This is a genomic window from Flavobacterium sp. (genome assembly GCF_028712645.1).
GTDB lineage: Bacteria > Bacteroidota > Bacteroidia > Flavobacteriales > Flavobacteriaceae > Flavobacterium.
Genome location: NZ_JAQTPQ010000094.1, coordinates 1 through 9,891 on the forward strand (window position 1 = coordinate 1; position 9,891 = coordinate 9,891).

General features: G+C 32.6%; 9 protein-coding genes and 1 pseudogene. 3 read left to right on the plus strand and 7 right to left on the minus strand.

Going from position 1 to position 9,891, the window contains the following annotated elements:
- The 6 genes and pseudogenes from PHC28_RS08775 to PHC28_RS08800 all read right to left on the minus strand — a co-directional run.
- Positions 1 to 535: pseudogene (locus PHC28_RS08775) on the minus strand (hypothetical protein); the annotation flags it as partial.
- Between the two features lie 82 nt (positions 536 to 617).
- Positions 618 to 1,451, minus strand: coding sequence for a phosphate ABC transporter substrate-binding protein (locus PHC28_RS08780; RefSeq protein WP_300098853.1), 834 nt, complete (start codon positions 1,449 to 1,451; stop codon positions 618 to 620).
- A gap of 87 nt (positions 1,452 to 1,538) precedes the next feature.
- On the minus strand, positions 1,539 to 2,372 hold the full coding sequence (locus PHC28_RS08785; protein ID WP_300098856.1) for a phosphate ABC transporter substrate-binding protein: 834 nt from the start codon (positions 2,370 to 2,372) through the stop codon (positions 1,539 to 1,541).
- A gap of 29 nt (positions 2,373 to 2,401) precedes the next feature.
- On the minus strand, positions 2,402 to 3,643 hold the full coding sequence (locus tag PHC28_RS08790) for a porin (protein ID WP_300098859.1): 1,242 nt from the start codon (positions 3,641 to 3,643) through the stop codon (positions 2,402 to 2,404).
- Positions 3,644 to 3,791: 148 nt separating this feature from the next.
- On the minus strand, positions 3,792 to 4,856 hold the full coding sequence (locus tag PHC28_RS08795; RefSeq protein WP_300098862.1) for an ATP-binding protein: 1,065 nt from the start codon (positions 4,854 to 4,856) through the stop codon (positions 3,792 to 3,794).
- Positions 4,857 to 4,895: 39 nt separating this feature from the next.
- Positions 4,896 to 5,579 (minus strand): response regulator transcription factor, encoded by a 684-nt coding sequence (locus PHC28_RS08800; protein WP_300098865.1) that lies wholly within the window; start codon positions 5,577 to 5,579, stop codon positions 4,896 to 4,898.
- 339 nt (positions 5,580 to 5,918) lie between these two features.
- Here PHC28_RS08800 and PHC28_RS08805 point away from each other — a divergent pair, with 339 nt between their 5' ends.
- From PHC28_RS08805 to PHC28_RS08815, 3 genes are all read left to right on the plus strand, one after another.
- Entirely contained in the window at positions 5,919 to 6,257 is a 339-nt protein-coding gene (locus PHC28_RS08805; protein WP_300098868.1) for a T9SS type A sorting domain-containing protein, read from the plus strand.
- A gap of 99 nt (positions 6,258 to 6,356) precedes the next feature.
- Positions 6,357 to 7,337, plus strand: a complete 981-nt coding sequence (locus tag PHC28_RS08810; RefSeq protein ID WP_300098871.1) for a T9SS type A sorting domain-containing protein — start codon at positions 6,357 to 6,359, stop codon at positions 7,335 to 7,337.
- Between the two features lie 79 nt (positions 7,338 to 7,416).
- Positions 7,417 to 8,397, plus strand: coding sequence for an acyl transferase (locus PHC28_RS08815; protein WP_300098887.1), 981 nt, complete (start codon positions 7,417 to 7,419; stop codon positions 8,395 to 8,397).
- Positions 8,398 to 8,459: 62 nt separating this feature from the next.
- Here the strand turns inward: PHC28_RS08815 and tyrS are convergent, their stop codons facing one another.
- Positions 8,460 to 9,758, minus strand: a complete 1,299-nt coding sequence (gene tyrS / locus PHC28_RS08820; protein WP_300098874.1) for a tyrosine--tRNA ligase — start codon at positions 9,756 to 9,758, stop codon at positions 8,460 to 8,462.
- Positions 9,759 to 9,891: the final 133 nt, after the last annotated feature.

Sequence of the window (9,891 nt, forward strand, 5' to 3'; positions counted from 1 at the left end):
ATCTTGGATTATCTGATACAGGAACCCATTCGGTTGTTAGAAAAGTGCTCCACGTTATATCTTTTCGTTCTTTGTTTTCTGATACTGTTGAAGTAGATTCTTCTGCCGATGAAGCTGCTGTATCAGTTTCTATACCACCATAACTTTCTGGTTTTAAATCTTCTTGAGTTACTGGCTCAGAGCCATAAGTCTCAGGTTTAAGATCTTCTGTTGGTTCGGAACCATAAGTTTCTGGCTTCAAATCTTCTGTTGGCTCAGCTCCATACGATTCTGGTTTCAATTCCTCTGCGGGAGTTGAACCATACGATTCTGGTTTTGAATCTACGTTTATTTCAGTTTTTGCAGCCTGACTTTTTCCAAAATGAAAAATAGGTAATGACTCCTTAAAAACAAAAAAGAAAATAAGGACAATCATTGCTATCGATAGAAAAGCTATCGATGAAATAATTTTCTCTGCTAGAAACTCAGAAAGCCTGAATTGTTTTTTCAGGCTTTCTTTAGTGAAATTTTTATTAATCGGAATTTGGGAATTCATTTATATTCTTTAAGAATTCATATTTTTTTAAACGCAAAATTATCCCTCACTAGAAACTCAAATGAGGGATAATGCAAAGATATTATTTTAAGGAGAAATAACCAGTTTCTACAACTAATTTCTGTCCTTCTGGACTTAATACCCAATCAATAAATGCTTTTGTTTCACCAGTTGGTCTTTCTCTTAGGTACATATACAAGTATCTAGAAATAGGATAAGTTTTGTTTCTTATAGTTACTGCTGTTGGATAAATCCCTTTGCTTTTAGCATCTTTTTTTACTTTACAGTCTTTAACCCCTTCAGCATAAGCAGCTCCACCATAACCAATACTGTATTTATCTTTACTTACAGCATTTACAATTGCTGCAGTTCCTGGCAAAGTCTGAACGTTTGGAGAGAAGTCACCTTTAACAACATGTTCTTTGAAAAACTCAAAAGTTCCTGAGCTGCTTTCTCTTCCGTATAAACGAATTTTAGCATCATCACCACCAACTTCTTTCCAGTTAGTAAATTTCCCAGAATAAATATTTCCTAATTGTTCTAATGTTAATTCCGAAACTTTATTGCCTTTGTTTAAGAAAACCGATAGCCCATCTTTTGCACAAGGAATTTCAATTGCATTTTTTTTGTATTTGGCTTTGATTTTTGCTAATTCAGCAGGTTTTATTGGACGACTAGCGTTAGCAATATCTGTTGATCCATTTATCAAAGCTGCTAAACCTACACCTGAACCACCACCAGTAACTTGAATTGAAGAACCTGGATGCGTTTTCATATACGTTTCAGCCCATTTTTGAGATAAAATAACTAAGGTGTCAGAACCTTTTATGGTTATTGTATTCAAAGTTGTAAAAGATAATCCTATTGTCATTATGACTAATAAAATTGCAGCGATTTTAATTTTTGTAGTTTTCATTATTTGTTAATTTATTTTTATATAAAAATAAAGAATATCCCTCACTTGATGTAGTTAGGGATATTAACTTATTGTTATCTTATATTATTATTTTACTGGGAAATAACCAATCTCAACAACTACTTTTTGACCTTCTGGACTTAAAACCCAGTCAATAAAAGCTTTTGCTTCACCTGTTGGTCTAGATTTAAGATACATATACAAATATCTAGAAATTGGATAGGTTTTGTTTTTTATTGTTTCAGCTGTTGGAGCGTAAGCAGGACTTTTATCATCTTTTTTAACTTTACAATCTTTTACTCCTTCAGCATAAGCTGCACCACCATAACCTATTCCTAATTTATCTTTCTTCACTGCATTTACAATTGCAGCTGTTCCAGGTAAAGTTTGACAACTTGGTGAATAATCCCCTTTAACTACATTGTCTTTAAAAAACCCAAAAGTACCTGAACTGCTTTCTCTACCATATAATCTGATAGCTGCATCAGCTCCACCTACTTCTTTCCAATTTGTGATTTTTCCAGCAAAGATATCTCCAATTTGTCTTACTGTAAGTTCCGAAACTCCATTTGCTTTATTTAGATAGATAGAAATTCCATCTTTTGCACAAGGAACCTCAACACCAAGTGTATTGTATCTTTGTTTTAATTTATCAATCTCAGAAGCTTTCATTGGGCGACTTGCATTTGCAATATCAGTAGAACCATTAATTAATGCTGCAATTCCTACTCCAGATCCGCCTCCGGTAACTTGAATAGAGGTTCCTGGGTGTTTTTGCATATATACTTCAGCCCATTTTTGTGACAAAATAACTAGAGTATCTGACCCTTTTATTGTTATTTTTTCGATTGTTGTAAAAGATAATCCTATTGTCATTATGACTAATAAAATTGCTGCAATTTTAAAATTTTTAGTTTTCATTTTAATGAATTTTATTTAAGTTTTTTTTATTAGAATTTAGCTTGTAATCTCAATGTAAATGTGTTCTTTTTTCCTGCGTCGGCAATATTTGTAGTGCTTTCATGTTTTGGAATTGAATAACCTGCAACAATTTTTACATTTTCATCAAAGAAATATTGCCAAGAAAAAGACCAAGCTGAGTATTTTAAATCTGACTTGTTAGAAACTTCATTTCCTGAAATATTTTTGTTTGGATCAAACATATCGAATTTCAAAACGGCTTGATTACTCTTACCAATGTTTTTAATCAATTGTGTATAGAAACCTTTGAATTCTTTTACTGCATTATAAGCAAAATCCTTATTAGCTTGTGCAGCATTTGTAGATCCCGAAATTGTTCCAGAAATATATTCCCCTTTTAAAGAAACACCACCTAAGAAATCATAATAGATTTGCATCTCAGCTCCAAGCCATTGTTTTTTAAGCAAATCTCCTTTTTTTGCAGCAAATGCAACATTGTTTACATCTGTAAAAGTATCATCAGCTAGCACGGTTGTGTGTCCAAAATAACCGTGTCCACCAAAATCTATACCCAATCCTGAACTCGGTAATTTTAATGAATAAGTTGCTCTTGTCATAATATCTTTTTGGCTATCAATATCTTTTACTTGATTTGCAATAGCACCAGTTCCAAAGTTTCCATTCACTACTGCTAATTGAAGTTTTAATGGCAGGTTGTATTTTGTTTCAAAATTAGCTTCTAATTTTGCCCCAACTTCTTTTTCTCCAGGATATAAAACAGCACTTAGCTTAGACCTTTCTAGCGATTCCATAGAACCTGAAGAATATTCTACTTCATAACTCGGTCTGTCAAATTGACCCATTGTTAATGCAAATGTATTTGTCCAACGATCGTTTAAAACTACATAAGCATCTTTCATAGAAACTTTGTCAATCGCAAAATCAGGTTGTACCACAAATTTTACTCCGTCTGCTGCTTTGTAAGCAAATTTTACTCTAGCTCTACGAATAGAGAATGTATTTGTAACTGTTGGTTGTGTATCATAATCGTATGAATCATATTGTGCTTGAATATAACCAGAAACACTGATTTTTTTCAAACCACTTAGATCACTACTCATTTCGGAAAGTCTTTCATCCAATCCTGTAAATTTCATCGAATGTCCATCAACTGTTTCTTTCAAAGATTCAACAATGGTGTCTTTTTGCACTTCTTGTGCTGTACCAATAAATACGTTTAATAATAAAAACGCAATTGAAAATTTCTTCATTTTTTATGTTGTTAATTAATTTTGATGCAAAGGAATGGCACCAATGTTAACTTAAGGTTAAGTGAATGTTATCGTGTTAATAAATCATCACTAAATTGTTAAATCGCAAAAGTAGGCTGCAATTAATACAATAATTCGAGCAATTGATTCAATTGGTTTTCTGTATCTTCTTAAGAGTAAATGAAAATTCAGAACCTATGCTAAATTCACTTTCAACATAAATTTTTTCTTTGTGGGCTTCAATAATATGTTTCACAATGGCAAGTCCCAATCCGGAACCTCCCTCTGAGCGAGAGCCACTTTTATTTACGCGATAAAAGCGTTCAAAAAGTCTCGGAATGTTTTGTTTCTCTATTCCTTCCCCGTTATCACTTATTCTAACTAGCACTTTTTTCTTAGTTAAATTAATCACGTCAACTTCTGTCAATCCTCCCTCTTTTCCGTATTTTATAGAATTAACAATAAGATTCTCGATTACTTGTTGTATTTTATCTTTGTCTCCATGAACAAATATGGGATGAATACGATCATTTTCAAATGCAAGTGTAATTTTCTTTTTGTCGGCTTTCATTTCCAATAAGTCAAAAACATTCTGAATTAATTCGACAATATCAAAATCAGAAAATTCTAAATTCAAATCACCTACTTCAAGTTTGGTAATCATATCTAAATCTTCAACGATGTAGATTAATCGTTCTACACCCTTTTCGGCTCGTTTCAAATATTTTTTTCTAATGGTTTTATCATCCATTGCACCATCTAGAAGTGTAGATATATAACCTTGAACGGTAAATAATGGTGTTTTTAATTCGTGAGAAACATTACCAAGGAACTCTCTTCGATATTCTTCCTTGTCTTTTAGCATTTCAATCTCCAATTTTTTGTCGGTCGCAAACTTCTTTACCTCTCTAGTCAAGGTTTCCATATCAGTAGTTATGGGATGACTCATCAAAGTGCTAGATTCAAGAAGCGAAACATCATCATATATTTTTTTTACCCTTCGATAAATAAAATGTTCTACCCTATATTGGATAATCAGAAATGAAAATATATAAATAATTAAGATAAAAATAACCCCAAACAACAGCGTACTTTTAAAGCCGATATTGAATATGACAATAGCCAGCAGCATTACAAATACAGTAGCAAAAAGACTGATATATAAAGCTGAAATTAATGCAAACTTATAGGTTTTTTTGAAACTTAATTTCATTTTTTTAGGTCAAAGATTCAAGCAAATTTAACACAAAAATTACACTTCAAATTTATAACCAACTCCTTTTATGGTTTTAAAAAAGTCTTCTCCTATTTTCTCTCTAAGTTTTCTAATATGAACATCTATGGTTCTTCCTCCAACAACAACTTCATTTCCCCAAACCTTATCTAAAATCTCATCACGTTTAAAAACTTTTCCTGGTTTCGATGCCAATAAATAGAACAGCTCAAACTCTTTTCTAGGCAATGCAATAACGATATTTTCTTTTATTATTTTATATTCTTCGCGATTAATTTCGATTCCTCCTACATTTAGAGTTTCGCTGTTTTTTTCTTGTTCTTTCAATCGTCGTAACAATGCCTTAACTTTACTTACCAATAATTTTGGTTTAATTGGTTTTGTAATATAATCATCAGCACCTGCATCAAAACCTGCCATTTGCGAATAATCTTCGCTTCTGGCAGTCAAAAAAGCAATAATTACATTATTTAAATCGGGGATTTTTCTAATATTTTCACAAGCCTCCATTCCGTCCATTTCTGGCATCATTACATCCATTATAATCAGGTCTGGCATCTCTTTTCTAGCCTTTATAATAGCTTCTTTTCCGTTGTTTGCTGTAATTACTTGATAGCCTTCAAGTATTAAATTATACCCAACAATTTCTAAAATATCCGGTTCGTCATCAACTAATAAAATCTTTATATTTCTTTTTTTCATGGCAACAACAATAGTAGTATTCGTGTTTATATAAGGTAAATATAAAACAAAACCCCGAAAGAGTTAACCATAAGTTAATAAGTTAACAATTTGATAATAAATTGAATTGAAAAAAGGGAGACGGTTTGAGAACAATTTGGCTTTTATTTAATGCAATAAAAATAAATATTTACGATTTCATTTTTAAATTCTTAGACTAAAACTCAGAATTAAAATCAAAATTTTCCTTCATCATTTAGTTAATTTTTCTATAAAAGATATCCCATACTACGATTTTTTATTTTTAAGCGTATAAAGTGAAATGTTTTTTTTCTATCTTTACAACTCCAAATCGAACTAATGGTAAAAAATTACTTTTATATTACTCTTTTATTGGCTTTTTTCTATTCTGGCAATCTTTCAGCTCAGGAAACAAAGCAACAGCCAAAACTACAAGAAACCGCTTCAATTGAAGGGTTAAACTTGTATCCAAATCCTGTGAGTAATGGAAAAGTATATATTAGTTCAAAAAATGATTCAAGCAAAGAGATTATTATTTTTGATGTCCTTGGAAAAAAAGTACTTCAACAAATGATTTCTTCAAAAGAATTAAATATTGCCAATTTGTATCCAGGTGTTTATATCATCAAGATCAACGAAGGCGATGCCTCTGCCACTAGAAAACTAATAGTCAAATAGTTTCTCCCATAATTTTTTATTTAACGGTTTTTTTACATTGAATTTTTTCTCAACGAAATTTTTTTGTTATATTTACCCAACTAATTTAAAAAAAATGTTATGAAAAAATTTTACACTTTATCTTTTATTTTATTGGCTTCTTTGTCGTTTGGGCAATTTACCGATACTTTTACAGGAACAGGATTATTAAGTGCTAACGGCTGGACAGTTCATAGTGGAACAACAGCATTATCAATCTCAGCTGGAGCATTAACTTATTCAGGCATAACTCCTAATGGCAATAAAGTTGCATTAGTTGCAGGAAATAGCGAAGATGCAAACAAAAGCGTAGGGACTGCTTTCACTGGAGTAGCCTATTATTCAGTTATTTTAAATCTGCCAAACGTTACTGGTTTGACTACTACAGGAGATTATTCTATGGCATTTGGCGCAACCACTGGAGCTTCTGTCACTTCATTGTACGGAAGACTGTTTTTAAAAACTGGTAGTGTCGCAGACACCTTTAACATTGGAATTGTAAATACTAGCGGAACAGGAACTTTAGCTACTTATCTAGCAACTGATTTTCCTATTGGAACTCCTGTTTTTGTTGTCGTAAAATATGACAAATCAAATAATACAGCTGATTTATTTGTAAACCCAGCACTTGACAGCACTGAACCTACTTCAGATTTAACTAATGCAACCGGAACATCAGCGGCAGCTGCACAAATTGCAAGTGTTTGTTTTAGACAAGCAGGAAATGCAACTGCTGGAACAGGAAATGTTGAATATGATGTTGTAAGAACAGCCGATAATTGGGCTTATGTTACTACTTCTTCCCTTGTTTTAAAAACTCAACAAAATGCAATCTCTGGATTAAACATATATCCAAACCCAGTTTCTAATGGTACTTTGTACATCACTTCTAACAGCAGCAATGCAAAATATGTATCAGTTTATGATATTCTAGGGAAAGAAATTTTAAACTCTAAAACTTCAAACAATACTGTAAATGTTTCGAACCTAAAAAGTGGTGCTTATATTGTAAAAATCACTGAAGAAGGAAATACTGATACTAGAAAATTAATTATTCAATAAATTAAATTTCCAAAATTATTAAAAACTCCAATTACACAATTGGAGTTTTTTTATTTAATTACCTTTGCAAAAAAAATTCTTGATTCCAATTCCTGACATATTTGCCATTTCTAATCAAAAGCAATTTGAAAAAATAGCACTTAAAGTGTTCCGATTTCAATATGAAAACAACTTAGTTTATCAGGAATTTTGCGATTTTCTAAAAACGGATATTCAAAAAGTAAAAACATTAGAACAAATTCCGTTTTTGCCCATACAATTTTTTAAAAGCCACGAAGTTGTGTCTAATAAAAATCCAGTTCAGCAAACCTTTACCAGTAGTGGCACAACAGGAACAATGACAAGCAAACATCTTGTTACCGATGTTTCTTTATACGAAGAAAGTTACAGGAAAGGTTTCTCTCAATTCTATGGCACTATCGAAGATTATGTTGTTTTGGCTTTGCTCCCTTCTTATTTAGAGCGCGAAGGTTCTTCACTAATTTATATGGTCGAAGATTTGATTCAAATGACCAATAATCCTGAAAGTGGATTTTATCTTCACAGTCACGAAGAACTTATCGATAAATTAATTCGATTAGACAATTCAGGACAAAACGTAATTTTGATTGGCGTTACCTATGCTTTGTTAGATTTAATTGAGAAGCAAAAGTTTAAATTACAAAACACCATCATTATGGAAACGGGCGGAATGAAAGGGAAACGCAAAGAAATGATTCGAGAAGAACTGCACGAACAATTATGTCAAGGCTTTGGCGTTAATGCAATTCACTCAGAATATGGAATGACTGAATTACTGTCGCAAGCTTATTCTTTAGGAAACGGCATTTTCGAATGTCCTTCTTGGATGCATATCCTAGTTCGTGATACCGAAGATGCTTTGACTTATGTTCAAGAAGGAAAAACGGGTGGAATCAACGTGATTGACCTAGCCAACATCAATTCCTGTTCATTTATTGCCACGCAAGATTTAGGCAAAAAAAATCCCAACAACTCTTTTGAAGTATTGGGACGTTTTGATAATAGTGATATTCGTGGTTGTAATTTGATGGTGATTTGAAAAAGCTTAATCGGTTAACTGGTTAACTGGTTAACTGGTTAACCAAATAAACGATTAAACAGTTAAACAACCCGAATCACAAAATAATTTTTCTTTCCACTTTGTAACAAAACGAATTGATTATTTATTAAATCTTTGGTCGAAAGCACGAATTCTTCGGTTACTTTTTCTCTGTTTACAGAAATAGAATTGGCAGTCAAGGCACGTCTCGCTTCACCATTCGATTTTAAAAATCCTGTTTTTTCGTTTAGAACATCAACAATAGTAATTCCAGCTTCGATTTCAGTTCTAGCAATTTCTGCTTGCGGGACACCATCAAATACCTCCAAGAAAGTTGCTTCATTTAATTGTTTTAAATCCTCAGAAGTGGCATTCCCGAAAAGAATTCCCGATGCTTTGATGGCATTTTCTAAATCTTCTTTTGAATGCACAAAAACAGTCAATTCTTCGGCTAATTTTCTTTGCAAAACCCTTAAATGTGGAGCCGTTTTGTGTTCTTCGATTAATGCATTTATTGTAGCTTCATCTAAGAAAGTGAAAATCTTGATGTATTTTTCAGCATCAACATCAGTAGTGTTTAACCAAAACTGATAGAACTTATAAACCGAAGTTTTATCGGCGGTAAGCCAAACATTTCCTCCTTCAGATTTCCCAAATTTAGAACCATCCGCTTTAGTGATTAATGGGCAAGTCATAGCAAATGCTTTGGCTTCTTCTCCTACATTCATACGACGCACCAATTCGGTTCCCGTAGTGATATTTCCCCATTGGTCAGAACCACCCATTTGCAAAAGACAATTGTATTCTTTGTGCAAATGATAAAAATCGTATCCTTGAATTAATTGATAGGTAAACTCCGTAAACGACATTCCTTCTCCTTCGCCTGTCAACCTTTTTTTGACAGAATCTTTGGCCATCATATAATTAACCGTGATTCTTTTACCTACTTCACGAGCAAAATCGATGAAGGTAAAAGTCTTCATCCAATCGTAGTTGTTTACTAAAACTGGGGCGTTTATTTCCACGGAATTAAAGTCCAAAAATCGTGACAAAACTGCTTTAATTCCAATGACGTTTTTTGCCAAAGTTGTTTCGTCAAGCAAATTTCTTTCGTCTGATTTCCCTGATGGATCACCAATCATTCCGGTCGCTCCCCCAATTAATGCGATGGGTTTGTGTCCAAAATTTTTCAAATGAACTAATAGAATTATCGGCACCAAACTCCCAATATGCAATGAATCTGAAGTTGGATCAAAACCAATATAAGTCGTGGTCATTTCTTTCAATAATTGTTCTTCAGTTCCAGGCATAATGTCGTGAACCAATCCGCGCCATTGTAATTCGGCAATAATATTTTTCATTTTGGAATAGTGTAATTTTGGCAAAGATAGTAATTCAGAAAGCAATGACAATAGTAATTTCAATGGCAATAGTAATTTCAACAACAATTTTAATGGCGATTTCAATTTCAATAAAAATCTGTGAGAATCTGTG

Coding starts and splice junctions, on each gene's coding strand:
- PHC28_RS08780 (WP_300098853.1), bottom strand. CDS start 1,451: ATGAAAACTACAAAAATTAAAATCGCTGCAATTTTATTAGTCATAATG.
- PHC28_RS08785 (WP_300098856.1), bottom strand. CDS start 2,372: ATGAAAACTAAAAATTTTAAAATTGCAGCAATTTTATTAGTCATAATG.
- PHC28_RS08790 (WP_300098859.1), bottom strand. CDS start 3,643: ATGAAGAAATTTTCAATTGCGTTTTTATTATTAAACGTATTTATTGGT.
- PHC28_RS08795 (WP_300098862.1), bottom strand. CDS start 4,856: ATGAAATTAAGTTTCAAAAAAACCTATAAGTTTGCATTAATTTCAGCT.
- PHC28_RS08800 (WP_300098865.1), bottom strand. CDS start 5,579: ATGAAAAAAAGAAATATAAAGATTTTATTAGTTGATGACGAACCGGAT.
- PHC28_RS08805 (WP_300098868.1), top strand. CDS start 5,919: ATGGTAAAAAATTACTTTTATATTACTCTTTTATTGGCTTTTTTCTAT.
- PHC28_RS08810 (WP_300098871.1), top strand. CDS start 6,357: ATGAAAAAATTTTACACTTTATCTTTTATTTTATTGGCTTCTTTGTCG.
- tyrS (WP_300098874.1), bottom strand. CDS start 9,758: ATGAAAAATATTATTGCCGAATTACAATGGCGCGGATTGGTTCACGAC.